Genomic DNA, 19,905 nt, shown 5'->3' on the forward strand with positions numbered 1-19,905 from the left:
CGTACTCCTCGCCGTCACCGAAAGGCCCGCGGGGTCAAGCCTCGGCCAAGCCTGACTTACTTACTTGACGCCCGGCTAGTTACCGGCCTAGCTTCCCTCAGTGTAGACAACTAGCCGGGCGGCAAGTAAGTGCCCGAGCAGCTCAAGTGCTCCGGGGGGAGTGGAGGACCGTGATGGACGCGGAGACCATGAAGGAACCGAGCGGGAGGGAAGCGGCCGACGAAGTCGGCGGGGCGCGTGATTCCGTGGCGGACGTACCGCAGTCGCCCGATCTCGATGAAGGTGCCCCGCAGCCGCGCAGTGTGCGGGTCGTGCTGCTGGCGCTCATGATCGCGATGTTGCTCGCGATGCTCGACAACATGATCGTGGGCACCGCCATGCCGACGATCGTGGGTGATCTGGGCGGGCTCGAACGCCTGTCGTGGGTCGTCACGGCCTATACGCTCGCGACCGCCGCCTCCACTCCCATCTGGGGCAAGCTCGGCGACCTCTACGGGCGCAAGGGCGTCTTCCTGACCTCGATCGTGCTCTTCCTGATCGGCTCGGCGCTCAGTGGTATGGCCAACGACATGGATCAGCTGATCGCGTTCCGGGCCGTGCAGGGGCTCGGCGCCGGCGGTCTGATGGTCGGCGTCATGGCGATCATCGGTGACCTGATACCGCCGCGGGAGCGGGGCAAGTACCAGGGCATGATGGCCGGGGTCATGGCCCTCGCCATGATCGCCGGGCCGCTGGTGGGCGGGTCGATCACCGACCACTGGGGCTGGCGCTGGTCCTTCTACATCAACCTGCCGCTGGGCGTCGTCGCGCTGGCCGCCGTCAGCGCCGTACTGCATCTGCCGAAGCCCGACCGGTCGAAGGGGCGGGCGCGCATCGACTACGCGGGCGCCGCGCTGCTGACCGTGGGCATCACGGCGATCGTGCTCGTCACCACCTGGGGCGGGAGCGAGTACGCCTGGGGGTCGGCCGTGATCATGGAGCTGATCGCGATCGGGGTGGCCTCGCTGGTGGGCTTCCTGTTCGTGGAGAAGCGGGTGGCGGAGCCGATGATCCCGCTGCACATCTTCCGCAGCCGGAACTTCTCGCTGATGTCGGTGATCGGGTTCATCACCGGCTTCGTGATGTTCGGGGCGGTCCTCTTCCTGCCGCTGTACCAGCAGTCGGTGCAGGGCGCGTCCGCGACGAACTCGGGGTTGTTGCTGCTGCCGATGCTGGGGGCGATGCTCGCGGTGTCGATGGTGGCCGGACGGGTGACCACGGGGAGCGGTCGTTACAAGGTCTTCCCGGTCGTCGGCAGCGTGCTGATGATCGTGGGGCTGTTCCTGCTGGCGCAGATGGACACCGGTACGAGCCGGGTGACGTCCGGGGTCTACATGGCCGTGCTGGGTGCCGGTATGGGGTGTCTGATGCAGATCACCATGCTGGTCGCGCAGAACAGCGTCGAGATGAAGGACATGGGGGTCGCCTCATCGTCGACGACCCTGTTCCGGACGCTGGGGTCGTCGTTCGGGGTCGCGATCATGGGGGCGTTGTTCAACGACCGGGTGCAGGACGTCATGGCCGAGCGGGCTGGTGAGCTGGGCACGAAGATGACCTCGCAGTCGGCGCAGTTGGATGCGGCGAGCCTGGCGAAGTTGCCGGAGGCGGTGCGGGAGGCGTATCAGCATGCGGTGACCGCCGGTACGCACTCGGCGTTTCTGCTGGGGGCGGTGGTGGCTGTGGTCGCGTTGGTGGGGGCGGTGTTCGTCAAGGAAGTGCCGCTGAAGGGGGCCGGGGGCTGAGTCCCGGGGGTTTGCGCCCCCGGCGCCCCCGGCGCCCCCGGCTTCCCGGTGCTCCCCGGTAATCCCCGGCTCCCCTGCGCCCTTCGCGCCTCGGGCGCGGGAGAGCTCGGGTGTCGTGGGGTGCGTCGGCGGGTGCGGGTGGGGTGTGGTTGCTCGCGCAGTTCCCCGCGCCCCTGAAAAGCCGGGGCTGCGCCCGTGCTTTTCAGCCCCCGCGAGGCCGTTGCTTTCAGCCCCCGCGAGGCCGTTGCTTTCGGCCCCCGCGAGGCCGTTGCTTTCAGGCCCGCGGGGGCCGTTGCTTGTAAGGGGCGCGGGGAACTGCGCGACCAGCCCCCACCGTCCCGCGCCCGACGAACTCACCCAGGCACCCACACCCACCCACTCACCCCGGGGGCCTGGGGGCGGAGCCGCCGGCTCGGGGAGGGGACGGGTAGCAGCGGCGGGGGCGGCGCGGGCGGACGCTCGGTCGGTCAGGTCCTGGGCTCGTCCGGGAGCTGCAGCATCGGGTAGCTCCCCGTGCTCGTGGGGGCGTGTTCCGGCAGCCACAACACCGCCACAGCCCCCTCCGCCGGGACCCCCTCCGCCGCACCCGGGGGCCGGACGTTACGGAAGGTCAGGCGCGCACCCAGCACCCGCGCCTGCCCGGCGGCGATGGTGAGACCGAGGCCGTGCCCCTGACCGGCACGGTCGGTGGAGCCGGTGCGGAACCGGCGCGGGCCGTCGGCCAACAGGTCCTCGGGAAAGCCGGGCCCGTGGTCACGGACCCGGATGACCCGGCCCTCGACGGACACCTCGATCGGCGGCCTGCCGTGCTTCGCCGCGTTCGCCAGCAGGTTCAACAGAACCCGCTCCAGGCGACGCGGGTCCGTCGTCACCTCCGACTCATGGATGACCCGTACGTCGATGCCCGCGTCCTTCGCCGCGACCCGCCGGGCCACGAAGTGGCCCAGCATGATGTCCTGCAGCTCCGCCCGCTCGGACGCACCGTCGAGCCGGGCCACCTCCAGCACGTCCTCGACGAGCGTGCGCATCGCCTGGGCGCGGTCGCGGACCAGTTCGGAGGGGCGGCCGGGCGGGAGCAGTTCCGCCGCGGTCAGCAGGCCGGTCACCGGCGTACGCAGCTCGTGCGCGATGTCCGCCGTCACCCGGCGCTCCGCCTCGATGCGCTGCCGCAGCGTGTCGGCCATGGCGTCCACGGCCCGCGCCAGCTCGGCCGTCTCGTCGCGCACGACCCCGCCGATCGCGTCCTGCACCCGTACGTCCGTCTCGCCCTTGGCGACCTGGTGCGCCGCGGCCGCCGCCTTGCGCAGCCGGCGGGACATCTGGCCGCCGATCAGCACACCGAGGGCCGAGCCGCCGAAGACCACCGAGATCGAGCCGATGAGCAGAGCCTGGTCGAGGTCCTTCATCACCTTGGAGCTGTGATCCGTGAACCCGGTGTGCAGGGACAGCACACGGCCGTCCTTCAGCGGGACCGCCGCCCAGATGTCGGCCACACCGCCCGTCCCCTGCCCCACATAGGTGGCCCGGCGGCCCTCCTTGACCTTGCTCAGCAGATCCCCGGGGATGCCCGGGTCGTCGAGCTCCACCCCGAACGCGCCCGACTTCAACGGCCGGCCCGACTCGTACATGCGCTGGGCGACCTGGATGCGCTCGTCGGCCAGGTCGCGCGAGTTGTCGAGCATCGACACCCGGGCCGCGTTGTGCACGACCAGGCTCAGCGCGATCGCCACCAGCGCCCCGACCAGCGCGATCGCCGCGCTCAACTGCCAGCGCAGGCCGGTGCGGATGCCCGCGCCCGAGCCGCCGTCGATACCGCTGCCCAGGCCGCCGGAGACGCCGGTGGTCGGGCCGCCGCCCATGCCGGTGCTGCCCGGTCCGCCGCCGATGCCGCGGGTGCCAAGTCCGCCGCCGACGCCGTGGGTGCCAGGTCCGCCGTCGACACCCGGGGTGTCGCGCCGTATCCCTCTTGTCCGTTGCCCCCGCATGCCCGCCCCGCTCAGGCCTTCAACTTGTAGCCGAAGCCGCGGACCGTCTCGATCCGGTCCTGGCCGATCTTCGTCCGCAGCCGCTGCACATGGACGTCGACGACCCGGGTGTCACCACCCCAGCCGTAGTCCCACACACGTTCGAGCAGCTTGTCGCGGGAGAGGACCGTGCCGGGCGCCGACGAGAACTCGAGCAGCAGCCGCATCTCGGTCGGCGTCAGCGCCACCGGCACCCCGGACCGCCGCACCTCCATGCCCTCGGTGTCGATCTCCAGTTCGCCGAACGTGAGTACGCCACCGGCCGTCTCGGACGCCGGGTCCTCGCCCCTCGCACCGCCGCCGCTCGCATGGCCGAAGCGACGCAGCACCGCGCGGATCCGGGCGACCAGGACGGCGCCGTCGAACGGCTTGGTCACGTAGTCGTCGGCGCCCGCCTCCAGGCCCAGCACCACGTCGATGGAGTCGGCCCGCGCCGAGAGCATGATCACCGGGACGGTCGACTCGTCGCGGATACGACGGCACAGCGAGACCCCGTCGAGTCCCGGCACCATGACGTCGAGCAGCGCGATGTCGGGGCGGTTGCTGCGGAACGCCTCAAGGCCCGACAACCCGTCGGGCATGGCCGTGACCGCGAAGCCGTCCCGCTCCAGCGCGAGCTGGGTGGCCTCGCGGATGACGTCGTCGTCCTCTACGAACAGGACGTGGGTCTGCTCTGCCATCCGGTGTTCTCGTTCGCTCTCAGATCGGGGACAGGGGGAAAGGGAGAGAAAGTGAAGAAGAGAAGAGAGGGGGGAAGGGGTGCGGGCCGGGTCACTTCGGATCGCGTGACGGCGTCGGCACCGGCGCCGACGAGGCACCCACCGCCGTGCCGTACTCCGTGCGCGTACTCGATCGTTCCGTGAAGTGGCCCTTGAGCCAGCGGTAGGTGATCACTTCCTCGCCGGACGGGAACGAGACCGGGTCGCCCTTCTCGTACAGCTGCTGGGTGACCAGCAGCTCGCCCCGGTCGATCTCCGCGTAGACCGGCGGCTGCTCGGCGAGGAACACCGAGCGGTACTCCCCGTTCTCCTCGCGGAACACGTACGCGCCCACACCGACCGCGTCTCCGCAGGTCATCACGTTGATCACGATGTCGTCGGACTTGCCGCCGGTCAGATCGCCGAACGACACCGTGACCGGGTACTCGTCGCCCACGCACGGCTTGAGATCGCCCTTCACGGCCTTGCTGACGTCAGGGTCCGCCCGGACCATTCGCACCACCTCGGACACGCTCTTGGGGTCCTTCCGGTCCGAAGCGGAGGCGGAGAGCGTCGGCGTGGCCGCGCCCTTCGCCAGGGGATCGTTGTCCGCCGGGCCCTCGTCACGGGCACCGGTGCCGCCCGTGGCGCAGGCGGAGACGAAAAGCCCGAGGGCGGCGAGCACGGCCGACGCCGTGATCACCGCCTTCGTGGCATGCCTGGCCCGTGGATCCGGGCCGGCCCCTGTGCTCAGGCCGCGCAACGCTCCCGCTCCTCACGTTCGAACGCGCGGGCATCGAGGTCGCGGGCCTCCAGCTCCTCGCGGAGCCGGGCCAGCGCCCGGTGCAGCGTGCTCTTGACCGTTCCGGCCGACATGCCGAGGGCGGCGGCCGTCTCCTCCGTGGACATCTGCTCCCAGTGTCGCAGCACCACGACACTGCGCTGCTTCGGAGCGAGCACCTTCATGATGTCCATCAGCAGGGCGCGGTCCGCGTGCTGCTCGGTGGAGTCGTCGATGCACGCGTCCGGCAGCTGCTCGGTGGGCACCTCCTCCAGCTTCCGGGCCCGCCACCACTCCGTCCGCGTGTTGATCATGACCCGGCGCAGATACGCGTCCGCCAGCCGCTTGTCGGCTATGCCATCCCAGCGGCCGTACGTCCGTGCCAGGGCCGTCTGCAGCAGGTCCTGCGCGTCGACCGGGTCCGGCACCAGCCGACGGGCGCTGCGCAGCAGCGCGTCCTGACGGGTACGGACGTACTCCTCGAATTCGAGCACCTCGCCCTGAGCCATGATCAACCGCCTCCGATCCCCGTTGCCGACGCGTGTGCGCGGTCGCGCGCTGCCGGTGTGGGAATGAAGCTACGGAGGGGTTGTCACGGCGATGTCCGAGGCAGCCTGCGGAGAACGCTCGGCTGTCCGTCGGTTGTGTAACAGAAACCGGAACGGGGTAGTGCGGGGAGGGGTTTGGGGCGGGTGTGGGGAGATTTGCCCGGCGGGAATGCCGTCGGCTTGTGTATCGGCCTCTGTGTCGGCGCCCGTATCGGTCTGTGTGACGGCGATGGGTGGGCTGTGTCGGGGGAGGTGCCGTCAGGTGAGGGGGAGGCGGTAGAGGCCGTTCGGGAGGGGTTCGACGAGGCCGTCGGCGACCAGGCCGTCGAGGGCGCGGGCACGCTGCACCGGCTCGTCCCAGACCCGGTCGAGGACGGACTGCGGTACGGGCGCCACGGACTCCCGCAGTACGGCGAGCAGCTTGCCGCGCACCTGGCGGTCGGTGCCGGCGTACGTCTGGCCGCGCCGGGCCGGGCCGTCGTGCGGGGGCTTCCCGGCGAGCCGCCAGGCGCACTGCGTGGCGATCGGGCAACGGTGACAGGTCTCGTTCTTCGCGGTGCAGACCAGCGCGCCGAGTTCCATGGACGCGGCGGCCCAGCGGGAGGCGGTGCGCTCGTCGTCGGGGAGCAGGGCGCGGGCCAGTTTGCGCTCGGCGGCGGTCGTGGCGTTCGGCGGGAACTGGGTGCCGGTGACCGCGCGGGCCAGGACACGGCGGACGTTGGTGTCGAGCACGGCGTGGCGTTGGCCGTACGCGAACGACGCCACGGCCGCGGCGGTGTACTCGCCGATACCGGGCAGCGCGAGGAGCTGGGCGTGGTCCTCGGGTACGTCGCCGCCGTGCCGTTCCGTTATGGCGACCGCGGCGCCGTGCAGGCGCAGGGCGCGGCGGGGGTAGCCGAGGCGGCCCCAGGCGCGGACGGCTTCGCCCGGGGGTTCCTGGGCGAGGTCGGCCGGGCGGGGCCAGCGCCTCAACCACTGTTCGTAGACGGGGAGTACGCGGTTCACCGGGGTCTGCTGGAGCATGAACTCGCTGACCATCACGCCCCACGGGCCGGCCTCCGGCCTGCGCCAGGGGAGGTCGCGGGCGTGGCTGTCGAACCAGGCGATGACTGGGGGGTGGAGGGTGGTGCCGCTGTCGCTGTCGCCGGGGGAGTACGGGGAGGGGGTGGTGTTCGTGGGTGCAGTCATGGCGGTGTCGATCCTGCCACGTGCGGGGCGGAATTTCCCTCGCCCCCGCCGCCCCTACCCGTCCCATCCTCCAGGGGCGCTGCCCCTTCGACCCCGATTGCGCGGGAGAGCTCGGGGGGTGCGGTTGGTCTGGCGGGTGCGGGTGGGGTGTGGTTGCTCGCGCAGTTCCCCGCGCCCCTGAAAACCCGGGGCTGCGCCCCGCGCTTTTCGGGCCCGCGGGACCGTTGTCTTTGGTCTTTAGGGGCGCGGGGAACTGCGCGACCAGCCCCCCACCGGCCCGCAGCCGACGAACCCGCCCAGCCACCCCAAACAACCCACCCACTCACCCACCCGCCCACCCACTCATCCACCCACTCACTCACCCACCTGCCCGGGGGTCTGGGGGCGGAGCCTCCAGTCTGGGGATGGGATGGGTAGGGGCGGCGGGGGCGAAAAAAACACCCTCGTCAGACGGCCGGCCGCCAGCCCAGCTGGGGGCCCAGGTTCGTGGCGATGTCCGTCAGGATCTGGACATAGTCCGCGTGATCGAAGGTGAACGGCAACGCGAACGCGACCTCGTCGATCTCGCGGAACGCGACATGCTCGTGGAGCCGCTCGGCGATCTCGGCGGACGTACCGACCAGATCGGGCGCGAAGAGCAACCGCGCGGGCCCCTGCGGCGCGACGGTCCGAGGCAGCCGCTTCGCCACATACGCCTCGTACTTCGCCCGCTGCTCCGACGTCGCCCCGTCCGTGGGGATGACGACCAGCCCCTGGGAGACCCGTGCCTCACCCCCATCGGCGTGCGCGGCACGAAACGCGCGGACATGAGAGAGCTGGACCTCGGCGAAGTCCACGACCGCCTCTTCCCCTCCCCCCTCCTCGTTCCCCTCCGCCTTGACGACGCTGCTCGTCAGGAAGTTCATCCCGTTCTCCCCGGCCCACCGGGCCGAGCGGAGACTGCCGCCGCCGTACCACATCCGCTTCCCCAGCCCCGGCGAGTGCGGCTGGACACGGTCGGAGAAGACCTCGAAGCCCTCCATGCCGCTGAAGTCGCTGGCCCGCTCTCCGCGTACGAAGTCGAGGAGACGCCGGACGCGTTCGAAGCTGAAGTCCTCGGTCTCGGCGGTGTCGGGGTAGAGGGCCTGCTTGACCCGGTCGTAATGCATCGGCGGCCCGACGCTGACCCCCGGATTGACGCGTCCGCCGGACAGCAGATCGACCGTGGCCAGATCCTCGGCGAGGCGGAGCGGGTTCTCCCAGCCCAAGGGGATGACGGCCGTGCCGAGTTCGATCCGGCTCGTGCGCTGCGAGGCCGCCGCCAGGACGGCCACCGGGGAGGAGATGCCGTACTGCAGATGACGGTGACGCAGCCACGCGCTGTCGAAGCCGAGCTGTTCGCCCAGCTCGATGATCTCCAGGGTCGACTCATGGCCCCGGCGCGGATCGGCCTCGTCGAACAGTCCGATAGTCAGAAAGCCCAGCTTTCGCAGCGGCTTCGAGGTCGTCGACACCGGTTCCTCCCTCGTGCATCGACCAGCGTCCGAGGCGGCGACGGCCGTACGCCGTTGCCGCCGAGGTCGACAATTGTGTCAGGTGGGGCGGGGAGAGACCGTGGAGGGCGGCTCGTCGCGAACTTGGGTGCGGCCGAAGGGAGTTCACGTCCTACGCGGGGCCTGCCCGGTCACGGACCGTGTACGGCGGGGCCCTTCGGTCACGCAGTGCGATCTTGTGATGATCGGATCAGTCGTCGAGGGATACCACCGTGATGATGATCCGGAAAAGTTGGGATCTCGGGCGGCGGGTGGGGCAAGCGAAGTGCCGGATCTCTCGTACAGTTTGCGCCGTGGGATCTCTGCGCAATCCGATCGGGCCGCTTCCCTCCTCCATCTACTGGCGTCGGAGGGCCATTCTGCTGACCGTCGTCGGTCTGCTCGCGCTGCTGACCCTGTGGGTCCTCACCAGCGGCGGCGGAGACGGCAAGAGCAATGCGGGCGAGCCCAACGGCAAGAACCCCGCGACCTCCATCACCCCGGGGCCGTCCGGTTCCGGTCCCGCGATCAGTGAAGCGCCGGGCGGGCGCGACGAGTCGGGTTCCAGCGGCGGTAGCGGCGGTAGCGGTGGCGGCGACGGCGGCTCGGGCTCCGACGCCGGTTCCGGTTCGGGGGGCTCCGGCGGGGCCGACAGTGGTGGGTCCGGTTCCGCGGGTGGCGGTACGTCCGACGGTGGGGGCAAGAACGGGAGCAGCTCCGGCGAGCAGGTGCCGGCCGGGTCGAGCCTGCCCAACTGCACCGCCGGTGCGGTGAAGTTGACCGTACGCAGCGTTCACAACTCGTACGAGCCGGGCGCCAACCCCACGTTCGAGTTGATCGCGCGCAATACCTCCAGCAGTGACTGCAAGCTCGATCTCGGCCCGGACAACACGGTGGTGACGATCACTCAGGCCGACGCGGACGACGCGTTCTGGTCGTCCGACGACTGCCATGAGACGGCGGGCAGCCTGCTGTTCCGGGTGCCCGCGGATGACCGTGTCACCTACACGGTGGAGTGGAACCGGGACCCCAGCGCACCCAACTGCGCCACCCCGTCGGCGGGTTCGGCCACCGCCGGTACGTATCTGGTGGAGGCGAAGGCACCGCGCCTGGCGAAGGCACGGACGTCGTTCGTCCTGGAGAAGGACTGACCCCGGGTTCTGTGGGGTCGGGGGCCGTGCGGGTCGGTTCGGCTGCGGGCCGGTGGGACTGAAAAGCACGGGGCGCAGCCCCGGCTTTTCAGGGGCGCGGGGAACTGCGCGAGCAACCACACCAAACCCGCACCCGCAAACGAACCCCACCCACCGCCGAGCCCCCGCCCAACCGCCGGAGGCTAGACGTACCGCTCCAGGATCGACGACTCCGCCAGCCGCGACAGCCCCTCCCGTACGCTGCGGGCCCGGGCCTCGCCCACGCCGTCCACGGTCTGGAGGTCGTCGACGCTCGCGGCCAGCAGCTTCTGCAGGCCGCCGAAGTGTTCCACCAGGCGGTCGATGATGGCGCCCGGCAGGCGCGGCACCTTGGCAAGGAGCCGGAAGCCGCGCGGTGAGACCGCGGAGTCCATGCCCTCGGGAGAGCCCGTGTAACCCAGGGCCCTTGCCACTATCGGCAGTTCCAGCAGCTCCGCGTGGGTGAGCGCGTCGAGTTCGGCGAGGGCCTCGTCGACCGTACGGGAACGTTTGGCCGTCGGCTCGGGCACATAGTCCCGGACCACCAGCTCGCGCTCCGGTTCGACGCCGGCGATCAGCTCGTCCAGCTGGAGGGCGAGGAGACGGCCGTCCGTGCCCAGCTCCACCACGTACTCGGCGATCTCGGTGGCGATCCGGCGGACCATCTCCAGGCGCTGGGCGACCGCCGAGACGTCCCGGACCGTCACCAGGTCCTCGATCTCCAGCGCGGACAGCGTGCCCGCGACCTCGTCGAGGCGGAGCTTGTAGCGCTCCAGCGTCGCGAGTGCCTGGTTCGCGCGGGACAGGATCGCCGCGGAGTCCTCCAGGACGCGGCGCTGGCCGTCGACGTACAGCGCGATCAGGCGCATCGACTGGGAGACGGAGACGACGGGGAAGCCGACCTGTTTGCTCACCCGGTCCGCCGTGCGGTGCCGGGTGCCCGTCTCCTCGGTGGGGATCATCGGGTCGGGGACCAGCTGGACGCCCGCCCGGAGGATCTTCGACAGGTCCGAGGACAGGACGATGCCGCCGTCGAGCTTGCACAGCTCACGCAGACGCGTCGCCGTGAACTCGACATCCAGGACGAAACCACCGGTGCACATCGGCTCGACGGTCTTGTCGAAGCCGAGCACGATGAGTCCGCCCGTGTTGCCGCGGAGGATTCGCTCAAGGCCGTCGCGCAGGGCCGTGCCTGGGGCCACGGCGCTCAGTGAGGCGCGCATCAGGCCATCGGCACCGGAGCTCCCACCGGACTTTCCGGGAGCTGCTGCCCGGTCGTTGGCTGCCACTGCACTCCTCCGGTCGCAGGTTTTGGGGCGCTCCCGTTTCGTACACGTGGTTCGTACGGACGGGCGAGACCTGGGCAAAGTCTACCGGCGGTCCTCGTCGTCCCGTGGGGCCTCTCGCCGACGGGATCGGGGCAGTACCCGCAGGGCGTCCCCCATGTCGGCCACTTCCAGGACCTTCATACCGGGAGGAACCTTGCCGGGATCGGACGGAACGAGCGCGTGCGTGAACCCGAGGCGGTGTGCTTCGGAGAGGCGGCGCTGGACCCCGGTGACCCGTCTGACCTCGCCCGCGAGGCCCACTTCGCCGATCGCCACGAGGTTCTTGGGCAGGGGGGTGTCGGTCGCCGCGGACGCCAGGGCGAGCGCGATCGCCAGGTCCGCGGCGGGCTCCGAGAGCTTCACGCCGCCGACCGTCGCCGAGTAGATGTCCCGCTTGCCGAGGGCGCTGATCCGGCCGCGCTGCTCCAGGACCGCGAGCATCATCGAGACCCGGGAGGTCTCCAGGCCGGACGTCGTACGGCGGGGGGAGGGGAGCTGAGAGTCGACTGTGAGCGACTGCACTTCGGCGACCAGCGGGCGGCGGCCCTCCAGGGTCACCGTCAGACAGGTGCCGGGGACCGGCTCGTCGCGGCGGGTCAGGAACAGCCCGCTCGGGTCGGTCAGGCCCGTGATGCCCTCGTCGTGCAGCTCGAAGCAGCCGACCTCGTCCGTGGCGCCGTAGCGGTTCTTGACGCCCCGTACGAGGCGGAGGCGGGCGTGACGGTCGCCCTCGAAGTGCAGCACGACGTCGACGAGGTGTTCGAGGAGGCGGGGACCGGCGATCGCCCCGTCCTTGGTGACATGGCCCACGAGGAGCGTCGACATACCGCGTTCCTTGGAGGCGCGGATGAGGGCGCCGGCGACCTCGCGGACCTGGGCCATGCCGCCGGGGGCGCCGTCGATCTCGGGCGACGCGACGGTCTGCACGGAGTCGAGGATGAGGAGGGAGGGTTTGACGGCGTCCAAGTGGCCGAGGACGGCGGAGAGGTCGGTCTCCGCGGCGAGGTAGAGGTGGTCGTGCAGGGCGTTGATGCGGTCGGCTCGCAGGCGGACCTGGCTGGCGGACTCCTCGCCGGTGACATACAGCGTGCGGTGCTCGTCGCTCGCCGCCTTCGCGGCCACGTCCAGCAGGAGCGTGGACTTGCCCACGCCGGGCTCACCGGCGAGGAGGACCACGGCGCCGGGGACGAGGCCGCCGCCCAGGACGCGGTCCAGTTCGGGGACGCCGGTGGTGCGGGCGGTGGCCTGGCGGCCGTCGACCTGGCCGATGGGGACGGCGGAGGTGGTGACGCGGCCGGGGGCGGTCGTACGGACCGCGGGCGCGCCGTACTCCTCGATCGTGCCCCATGCCTGGCATTCGGGGCAGCGGCCGAGCCACTTGGCCGTCTGCCAACCACACTCCGTGCAGCGGTAGGACGGCCGGTCCTTCGTGGATTTGGTACGGGCAGCCATGGACGAACCGTAGCCGAGCCCACTGACAGCCTCCGGCGGTTGGCCGGATCGCGTGCGGTGAGGGGGGTGGGTGCGGGCTGTGCGGTGTTGCGCCGTGGGTGTCCGTCCTCGGTCCGGCGCGGAATCGGTCTGCTGGAGAAGCCGGACCAGTTGACGCGTCGGCCGCCGCGGGCGGACACCCTCCCGGCACACCCCCTTCTCGCCGTACGAGGCAGCCTCGCCGTGGGGGGTGCCGGTTTTGCCGTCCGTCCCAGCCGCGGGCAGTCGTGCCGCTGGGGCGGCACCTGGGCCGGCGCCCGCCCCACCTGCCACCGCGACATACCCACCCCCGTACGAATCTGACCAAGCCCTACTGGAAGCGCCGTCCGGTCGTCAGCTTCGCCGGGCGGTACGGCACGTATGCCGCGCCGTCCAGGCCCAGGGCGGTCGCCGCCGTCTGGAGCGCGCCCGGCGTCGCTGCCGCGCCCCAGCGCCCGGTGTCGATCCGGCGCTCGACGGCGTGCAGCGCGGCGACCGTTTCGGCGACCGTGAAGAAGCAGTGGCCCTGGCGCTCGACGTAGGCCTGGCGGAGCAGCGAGCCGTCGCCGGAGGCGCGGACACGGGCGGCGAAGCGGTCCTCCTGCTCGACGGGGACGAGGTCGTCGGCGGTGGTGTGGATGTTGAGAAGGGGGACGGCGAGGCCCTGGCCGGCGGAGGAGGTGCGTTCGCCGGCGGCGACGGCGGACGGGTCGGCCTTGATCTTCGCGTTGGCGGTCAGGTTCCGCAGATCGGCTCGCAGGTTCAGGCCGGCCTTCTCGTACAGGGCCTTGACCAGGGGCGCGTGCTGGGAGGTCGAGAGCAGGCGCGCGTAGTCGACGCCCTTGTTCCCGGAGTTGTTGCCGCCCAGTGCCTTCTCGACGTGGTAACGGGCGGGCTCGACGCGAGTGAGGATGCCTTGGACCAACCAGGAGGCCTGCTGGGCCTGCTGCTCCTCCCAGTCGTCGGCGGCGGGGCGGTCCTTGCCCTGGGCCCAGGTGGGCAGGTTGAGGTAGGCGGCGGCGAGGGCGATGCGGGCGCGGCCCTCGGGGGTCTTCTGGGCGGCGACGACGGCGTCGGTGAGCTGCCGGCCGGTGGTGGTCCCCTCGGCCTCGGAGGCGAAGTTCGCCAGCTTCACCGGAGTGTCGGGGAGCAGGAGCCGGGCGATCGTGTACTCGGCGTGGAGCTGGTAGTCGTGCAGGTCGTTGGCACCGGCCACGAGGCCGCACAGGCCCAGGGCGCCGTCGATCCCACCGGCCCCGGAGCGGGCGAGCCGGGCGTTGACCAGGCCGCCCATGGACTGGCCGATGGCGAGGGTGCGGGTGGGCTCCCCGATCTTCTCGGTGACTGCCGCGACGGTGGCGACCTGGTCGCGCTCCGCGCTCTCAAGGCCCCAGAGGGTCTCGCTCACGTCGTAGGAGGAGCCGGCGAGCGCGTAGCCCTCTTCCAGGAGGCGTAGGCGTACGGCCTCGCGGGGGGCGTTCTCGGCGACCCTGCCGCCGAAGCCGTGGCTGAAGACGATCAGGGTGCCGTTCCAGTTCTCGGGGACGTCGGCGATCCAGGTGGCGCCGTCCGTGAGGGTGCCGGTGAGGCGTTCGGCGGTGACCGTCTCGGTGACGGCTGTCTCGGTGGCGGCTGTCGCGGTGGTCACGATGGTGCCGATCGTCAGCGAAAGCGTGACCGCGGCGGCCAGGGCGACGAGCGAGCTCGTTCCGGGGCGATGGCGGAGTAAGGGCATGGGGGGCTCCTGTGCCTGTCGAGGGGGGATACGACTCGTGGGTAACGTTGCCCAAGAAACTTAGGGCGTTTTTATGACGATGGTCAATGGAGTGCCTAACATTGCCGAGGGGGGCGTGGCGGGTGGCGAGTGAACCCGGCCTTTTGGACTCACGGAGTCGTGCACCAGCCACGGAATCCGCCATTCCTGTCCCCTTATGAGGGATCGTTTCACCCGTACGGAGTAAATGTGCGCAAGGGGCGAGAAGGTGCTGGTTCCGGGCGCCTACGGTCCACGGGTGATGAGCAGCAGTCCGGAGATCTCGACCCGCACCACCGGCGCACACCGGGCGCACCGCGAGGCGCGCGACCGGGCGGCGGCGCGCACGCTGGCGCAGCGCCCGCCCGCGCGCTACGAGCCGTACCTGGACGGCCTGTTCACCTACTGCCTGTCCGTGCTGTGCGACCACGACACGGCGACGGCCGCCCTCGGTGACGCCATCGGCCTCGCCGAGCGCCGCCGGGGCCCCGAGGCGCCCGGCGACCGCAGGGCCTGGCTGTACGCGCTGGCCCGCTGGGCGTGTCTGCGCAAGCTCGCCGAGGGCCGGCAGAAACGTCATGGCACACACGCCTCCGGCCGCCACGGCAGTGCCGGCGCCGAGCAGCAGCGAGCCCAGAACGCCACCGGGAAGCCCCCTGGTAAGGCGTCCGCCGCTCCGGCCGTGTCGGACGAGGTCCAGGAGCGGCGGCGGCGCGAGCTGGCGCTGCTGGCCTGGCCGGAGGCCGCCGGCACCACCCCGGAGCAGCGCGAGGCCCTCGAACTGGCCGTACGGCATCAGCTCGGCGCCCACGAGGTCGCCGACGTCCTCGGCATGGACCCCGCCGCCGCCCGCGAACTGCTCGCCTCCGCCGCCTGCGAGGTGGAGCGCACCCGCGCCGCCCTCGCCGTCGTGGAGACCGGCGCCTGCCCGAGCGTCGCCCACCTCACCGGTGACCACCAGCTCGTCCTCAGCTCCACCCTCCGCCGCGAACTGGTCCGGCACGTCGACGACTGCCCCCGCTGCCGCCGCGCCGCCGAGCGCGCCGCCCCCGGCCGCTGGCCCGGCACCAGCGTCACGCCCGCCGCGCTGCCCGTGCTCGAAGCCCCCCGCCCTGCCCTGTGCGCCGTCCTGGCGCACCTCACCCGCGCGCGTGGCGGCGCTCCGCGCTTCGACCGGCGCGGCTTCCCGATGGACCCCAGAGACCGTGCCGCCCGCCGCGACCGGCTCCGCGCCCGTGCCGTCACGACGACCGTCGTCGCCACCGTCGTCGCCGCCCCCGTCCTCGCCCTCTGGGCCGCCTACCGGGGCGTCCCCGTCGTCGGCGAGGGTGTCGACGGCCGTGGCGTCACCGCGGGCGAGGAACAGGGCGACGGCTACGGCCTGATCGGCGGCGGCACTGGCGACTACGAGAACGCCGGCAACGCCAAGAACCGGCCCCGGGGCAAGGACCGCTCCGACGACGTCTCCGTGGAGGTCGTCACCGGCGACGGCAAAGGCGCCGAAAAGCTCTCCGTGCGGGCCTCGAACAACGGCGAGACCACCCTCATCACCCTCAGGGCGACCGGCGGCACCCCCGTCCACTGGACCGCGCGCACCGGCGCCGACTGGCTCTACCTCAGCCAGTCCTCCGGAACCCTCGAACCCGGCGAGTCGTTCACGATCAAGGTGCACGTCGACCAGTTGAGCGAGCCCTCCGAGTACTGGACGGCACAGGTGTCGATCGCGCCCTCGGGCGCCGCCGTCACCATCGAGGGCCAGGGCCCCACGCCCACTACCCCGGACGACCCCCGCCCGACCCCGCCCGACCCGGACCCCGGCTCCCCGAAGCCCACCGCCCAGCCCCCGACGGCCGACCCGGACCCCACCCCCACCGACCCGCCCGCACCGGACCCGACCCCGACGCCCACCGAGCCACCCGCGCCCGACCCCGGCGGCTCGACCCCACCACCGGGCAACGGCGGCGACGTGACCCCGGCGCCGTAGGACCCCGGCGACAGTCGACGATGACGGGCATACCGGCCGGCCGGCACCGATGCACCGGCCGGGAAAACGGCCGTCAGTCCAGCGCGCGTGCCGGATCCGCCGGATGCGGTGCCACCAGCGGCAGTCGCGACGCCAGCCGCTCCTCGCACAGCTCGACCAGACGGTCGTACCCCGCCTTGCCCATCAGCTCGATCAGCTCAGGCCGGTACGACACGTACACCGGGTCGCCCGCGCCGTGCGCCGAGGTCGCCGAGGTGCACCACCAGTGCAGGTCATGGCCGCCCGGACCCCAGCCCCGGCGGTCGTACTCCCCGATCGACACCTGGAGCACCCGGGTGTCGTCGGGCCGGTCGATCCAGTCGTACGTCCGCCGGACCGGCAGCTGCCAGCAGACGTCCGGCTTGGTCTCCAGCGGCTCGCGGCCCTCCTTCAGCGCCAGGATGTGCAGCGAGCAGCCCGCGCCGCCCGCGAACCCGGGCCGGTTCTGGAAGATGCACGAGCCCTGGTACGGACGGGTCTGCCGCTCGCCGTCCTCGTCCTGCGAGACCCAGCCGGACTCCGTGCCCACGTCGTGGAACTGCCAGAGCTCCGGAGTGAGCCTCGCCACATGCCCGGCGACCCGCTTCTCGTCGTCCTCGTCCGAGAAGTGGGCCCCCAGCGTGCAGCAGCCGTCGTCCGCGCGACCCGCCTGGATGCCCTGGCAGCCGCTCCCGAAGACGCAGTTCCAACGAGAGGTCAGCCATGTCAGATCGCAGCGGAAGACCTGCTCGTCGTCCGCCGGATCAGGAAACTCCACCCACGCGCGTGCGAAATCGAGCCCCTTCTCGTCGGGCTCCGCAGCGCCCTTCTTCCCCCTCGGGGGTTTCGTGGCCGCTTTCGCCCGCGAAGAGCCGGGAGCCGGCGCCGCTCCCGCTGCCGACTTGTCGGCCTTTGCCTTTTTCGTCTTTGGCACCTGACCAGGGTAAGGCGCCGAAGACGGCTTCGGGGACGGTGTACGGCCCGGCTGGCAGTAGCGTTCCGTACATGAGACTCGGTGTCCTCGACGTGGGATCGAACACGGTGCATCTGCTGGTGGTGGACGCACACCCGGGCGCGCGCCCCCTGCCCGCGCACTCGCACAAGGTGGAGCTGCGCCTTGCCCAACTCCTCGACGAGGCGGGTGCGATCGGCCCCCAAGGGGTCGACAAACTGATCGGCGTGGTCCACGAGGCCCTCCAGGCCGCCGAGGACAAGGGCGTCGAGGAGATGCTCCCGTTCGCCACCTCCGCCGTGCGCGACGCCAGCAACGCCGACGAGGTCCTCGCCCGCGTCCGCGACGAGACCGGCGTCCAGCTCCAGGTCCTCACCGGCTCCGAAGAGGCCCGCCTGACCTTCCTGGCCGTACGCCGCTGGTTCGGCTGGTCCGCCGGCAAGCTGCTCGTCCTCGACATCGGCGGCGGCTCCCTGGAGATCGCGTACGGCATCGACGAGGAGCCCGACGCGGCCGTCTCGCTGCCGCTCGGCGCGGGCCGCCTGACCGCCGGCTGGCTCCCCGGCGACCCGCCGTCCGCCGACGACGTCCGCGCCCTGCGCCGCCATGCGCGGGCGCAGATAGCCCGTACGGTCGGGGAGTTCAGCCGCTTCGGCGCGCCCGACCACGTGGTCGCCACTTCCAAGACGTTCAAGCAGCTGGCCCGCATCGCCGGCGCCGCCCGCTCCACCGAGGGCCTCTACATCCAGCGCGACCTCAAGCGCGAGGCCCTGGAGTCCTGGGTCCCCAAGCTCGCCGAGATGACCACCGCCCAGCGAGCCGCCCTCCCCGGCGTCTCCGAGGGCAGGGCGAACCAGCTCCTCGCGGGCGCCCTGGTGGCCGAGGGCACGATGGACCTGTTCGGCGTGGAAACGCTGGAGATCTGCCCGTGGGCACTGCGGGAGGGCGTGATCCTGCGCCGCTTGGACCACATGGGCACGGGTTCCTTGTAAGGGAGGGGGCGGAGGCTCCTCATGGGCGCGGGGACTGTGCGATCAACCACACACGTCCTGCACGCGCCCATGAACAGGACCCCGACGGCGATCGAGCCCCCGCCCCTGGTCCACTGTTCACAAGACCAACCCCGTAGTCTGTCCCCCATGGCGGAGCCAGTCGTGCGCATCCCGGATGCGAAGGTCGCCCTGTCCACGGCCTCCGTGTATCCGGAGTCGACAGCGACGGCCTTCGAGATCGCCGCGCGCCTCGGATACGACGGCGTCGAGGTCATGGTCTGGACCGACCCGGTCAGTCAGGACATCGAGGCCCTGCGCAGGCTGAGCGACTACCACCAGATCCCGATCCTCGCCGTGCACGCCCCCTGCCTGCTGATCACCCAGCGCGTGTGGTCCACCGACCCCTGGGTCAAGCTCCAGCGCGCCCGGACGGCCGCCGAGAAGCTCGGCGCGAGCACGGTCGTCGTCCACCCCCCGTTCCGCTGGCAGCGCCAGTACGCTCGCGACTTCGTCGCCGGCATCTGGCGGATGGCGAACGAGACGGACGTCCGGTTCGCCGTGGAGAACATGTACCCCTGGCGCTACCGCGACCGCGAGATGCTCGCCTACGCCCCCGACTGGGACGTCACGAAGGACGACTACCGGCACTTCACGATCGACCTCAGCCACGCCGCGACCTCCCGCACCGACGCCCTGGGCATGGTCGACCGCATGGGTGACCGCCTCGGCCACGTCCACCTCGCCGACGGCAAGGGCTCGGCGAAGGACGAGCACCTGGTCCCTGGGCGCGGCAGCCAGCCCTGCGCCGAGCTGCTGGAACGGCTCGCCCTGTCCGGTTTCGACGGCCACGTCGTGATCGAGGTCAACACCCGCCGGGCCATGTCGAGCGCCGAGCGCGAGGCCGACCTGGCGGAGGCCCTCGCCTTCACCCGACTGCACCTGGCCTCGTCCCTGAAGGTCCCGCGGCCGTGACCGGAGCCGGAGCGGGAACCGGATCCGGGGCCGCGACCCCCCGCCGCCGGGGACGCCCTCCTCGTACGGAGTCGGCCGAGACCCCCGCGACCCGCGACCGGATCCTCGCCGCAGCCCGGGAGGAGTTCTCCGAGCGGGGCTACGACAAGACGTCCGTGCGCGGGATCGCCAAGGCCGCCGGGGTGGACTCGGCACTGGTGCACCACTACTTCGGCACCAAGGAGCAGATGTTCGAGGCGGCGGTCGAGGTGGCGTTCGCGCCCGTCCTGGTCGCCCGGGAGTCGGTCATCGAGGGCCCGCTCGACGGAGTGGGCGAGCGCCTGGCCCGTACGATCTTCGGCCTCTGGGAGAACCCGACCACCCGTAAGCCGCTCCTCGCGATCGTCCGCTCGGCGGTGAACCACGAGGCCGCCGCCGCGGTCTTCCGCCGCCTGGTCTCCACCCAGCTGCTGTACCGGATCGCCCACCGGCTGGATCTCCCCGACGCCGAGCTGCGCGCCGAGCTGGCGGCGGCGCAGCTGGTGGGGGTGGCGATGCTGCGATACGTGATCAAGGTGGAGCCACTGGCGTCGGCGGATCCGGAGCAGATCATCAGGAGGGTCGCACCTGTGGTGCAGGCGCACCTGACTGCGCCCGCCGACCCTTAGGAGCAGCGGGGCCGTATCGACGTGCGGCTCCGCCGCGTGGGCGCGCCGAGCCCCCACCGGGTCCGCAGCCGAAAACCGAGACATGCATC

The 19,905-nt window shown here is 71.5% G+C and carries 16 protein-coding genes; 6 read left to right on the plus strand and 10 right to left on the minus strand.

The window, feature by feature from the left end; translation table 11 throughout:
- Positions 1-173 precede the first annotated feature (173 nt).
- A complete protein-coding gene (locus SGFS_RS33745; RefSeq protein ID WP_286255904.1) occupies positions 174-1,781 on the plus strand; it encodes an MDR family MFS transporter in 1,608 nt (535 codons plus the stop codon).
- Between the two features lie 467 nt (positions 1,782-2,248).
- Here the strand turns inward: SGFS_RS33745 and cseC are convergent, their stop codons facing one another.
- From cseC to SGFS_RS33775, 6 genes are all read right to left on the minus strand, one after another.
- Positions 2,249-3,640 (minus strand): two-component system sensor histidine kinase CseC, encoded by a 1,392-nt coding sequence (gene cseC, locus SGFS_RS33750; RefSeq protein WP_286260201.1) that lies wholly within the window; start codon positions 3,638-3,640, stop codon positions 2,249-2,251.
- 137 nt (positions 3,641-3,777) lie between these two features.
- Complete coding sequence (cseB, locus tag SGFS_RS33755; protein ID WP_286255906.1) at positions 3,778-4,485, minus strand: two-component system response regulator CseB; 708 nt, start codon at positions 4,483-4,485, stop codon at positions 3,778-3,780.
- Positions 4,486-4,576: 91 nt separating this feature from the next.
- Complete coding sequence (locus SGFS_RS33760) at positions 4,577-5,266, minus strand: hypothetical protein (RefSeq protein WP_286255907.1); 690 nt, start codon at positions 5,264-5,266, stop codon at positions 4,577-4,579.
- A complete protein-coding gene (locus tag SGFS_RS33765; RefSeq protein WP_286255908.1) occupies positions 5,254-5,793 on the minus strand; it encodes a SigE family RNA polymerase sigma factor in 540 nt (179 codons plus the stop codon). Before SGFS_RS33765 ends, SGFS_RS33760 begins: the two co-directional genes overlap by 13 nt.
- A 297-nt stretch (positions 5,794-6,090) precedes the next feature.
- A complete protein-coding gene (locus SGFS_RS33770; protein WP_286255909.1) occupies positions 6,091-7,020 on the minus strand; it encodes an HhH-GPD family protein in 930 nt (309 codons plus the stop codon).
- Positions 7,021-7,466: 446 nt separating this feature from the next.
- Positions 7,467-8,513, minus strand: coding sequence for an LLM class flavin-dependent oxidoreductase (locus SGFS_RS33775; protein ID WP_286255910.1), 1,047 nt, complete (start codon positions 8,511-8,513; stop codon positions 7,467-7,469).
- Positions 8,514-8,845: 332 nt separating this feature from the next.
- Here SGFS_RS33775 and SGFS_RS33780 point away from each other — a divergent pair, with 332 nt between their 5' ends.
- Positions 8,846-9,682, plus strand: coding sequence for a hypothetical protein (locus SGFS_RS33780; RefSeq protein WP_286255911.1), 837 nt, complete (start codon positions 8,846-8,848; stop codon positions 9,680-9,682).
- 182 nt (positions 9,683-9,864) lie between these two features.
- Here SGFS_RS33780 and disA read toward each other — a convergent pair whose 3' ends face one another.
- The 3 genes from disA to SGFS_RS33795 all read right to left on the minus strand — a co-directional run bounded on the left by disA (position 9,865) and on the right by SGFS_RS33795 (position 14,233).
- The gene (disA, locus tag SGFS_RS33785; protein WP_286255912.1) at positions 9,865-10,989 is read right to left on the minus strand and encodes a DNA integrity scanning diadenylate cyclase DisA; all 1,125 of its coding nucleotides are present in this window, start codon (positions 10,987-10,989) and stop codon (positions 9,865-9,867) included.
- A gap of 81 nt (positions 10,990-11,070) precedes the next feature.
- The gene (radA, locus tag SGFS_RS33790; protein WP_286255913.1) at positions 11,071-12,480 is read right to left on the minus strand and encodes a DNA repair protein RadA; all 1,410 of its coding nucleotides are present in this window, start codon (positions 12,478-12,480) and stop codon (positions 11,071-11,073) included.
- A gap of 349 nt (positions 12,481-12,829) precedes the next feature.
- Positions 12,830-14,233, minus strand: a complete 1,404-nt coding sequence (locus tag SGFS_RS33795; protein ID WP_286255914.1) for an alpha/beta hydrolase — start codon at positions 14,231-14,233, stop codon at positions 12,830-12,832.
- A 277-nt stretch (positions 14,234-14,510) separates the two neighbouring features.
- Here SGFS_RS33795 and SGFS_RS33800 point away from each other — a divergent pair, with 277 nt between their 5' ends.
- The gene (locus tag SGFS_RS33800) at positions 14,511-16,235 is read left to right on the plus strand and encodes a BACON domain-containing protein (RefSeq protein WP_286255916.1); all 1,725 of its coding nucleotides are present in this window, start codon (positions 14,511-14,513) and stop codon (positions 16,233-16,235) included.
- 73 nt (positions 16,236-16,308) lie between these two features.
- On the opposite strand, the gene SGFS_RS33805 is transcribed toward SGFS_RS33800, so the two are convergent.
- On the minus strand, positions 16,309-17,187 hold the full coding sequence (locus SGFS_RS33805) for a hypothetical protein (protein WP_286255918.1): 879 nt from the start codon (positions 17,185-17,187) through the stop codon (positions 16,309-16,311).
- Between the two features lie 71 nt (positions 17,188-17,258).
- On the opposite strand from SGFS_RS33805, the gene SGFS_RS33810 reads away from it, so the two are divergent.
- From SGFS_RS33810 to SGFS_RS33820, 3 genes are all read left to right on the plus strand, one after another.
- Positions 17,259-18,197 (plus strand): Ppx/GppA family phosphatase, encoded by a 939-nt coding sequence (locus SGFS_RS33810; RefSeq protein ID WP_286255919.1) that lies wholly within the window; start codon positions 17,259-17,261, stop codon positions 18,195-18,197.
- A gap of 147 nt (positions 18,198-18,344) precedes the next feature.
- Positions 18,345-19,169: a sugar phosphate isomerase/epimerase family protein gene (locus tag SGFS_RS33815; RefSeq protein ID WP_286255920.1), complete on the plus strand. Its 825-nt coding sequence runs from the start codon at positions 18,345-18,347 to the stop codon at positions 19,167-19,169.
- Positions 19,166-19,816, plus strand: coding sequence for a TetR/AcrR family transcriptional regulator (locus tag SGFS_RS33820; protein ID WP_286255921.1), 651 nt, complete (start codon positions 19,166-19,168; stop codon positions 19,814-19,816). The genes SGFS_RS33815 and SGFS_RS33820 overlap by 4 nt, the downstream gene beginning before the upstream one ends.
- The last annotated feature ends 89 nt before the right edge of the window (positions 19,817-19,905 follow it).

The sequence above is a fragment of the Streptomyces graminofaciens genome, from assembly GCF_030294945.1.
GTDB classification, from domain to species: Bacteria; Actinomycetota; Actinomycetes; order Streptomycetales; family Streptomycetaceae; genus Streptomyces; species Streptomyces graminofaciens.

Coding starts and splice junctions, on each gene's coding strand:
- SGFS_RS33745 (WP_286255904.1), top strand. CDS start 174: ATGGACGCGGAGACCATGAAGGAACCGAGCGGGAGGGAAGCGGCCGAC.
- SGFS_RS33770 (WP_286255909.1), bottom strand. CDS start 7,020: ATGACTGCACCCACGAACACCACCCCCTCCCCGTACTCCCCCGGCGAC.
- SGFS_RS33810 (WP_286255919.1), top strand. CDS start 17,259: ATGAGACTCGGTGTCCTCGACGTGGGATCGAACACGGTGCATCTGCTG.
- cseC (WP_286260201.1), bottom strand. CDS start 3,640: ATGGGCGGCGGCCCGACCACCGGCGTCTCCGGCGGCCTGGGCAGCGGT.
- SGFS_RS33765 (WP_286255908.1), bottom strand. CDS start 5,793: ATGGCTCAGGGCGAGGTGCTCGAATTCGAGGAGTACGTCCGTACCCGT.
- radA (WP_286255913.1), bottom strand. CDS start 12,480: ATGGCTGCCCGTACCAAATCCACGAAGGACCGGCCGTCCTACCGCTGC.
- SGFS_RS33795 (WP_286255914.1), bottom strand. CDS start 14,233: ATGCCCTTACTCCGCCATCGCCCCGGAACGAGCTCGCTCGTCGCCCTG.
- cseB (WP_286255906.1), bottom strand. CDS start 4,485: ATGGCAGAGCAGACCCACGTCCTGTTCGTAGAGGACGACGACGTCATC.
- SGFS_RS33815 (WP_286255920.1), top strand. CDS start 18,345: ATGGCGGAGCCAGTCGTGCGCATCCCGGATGCGAAGGTCGCCCTGTCC.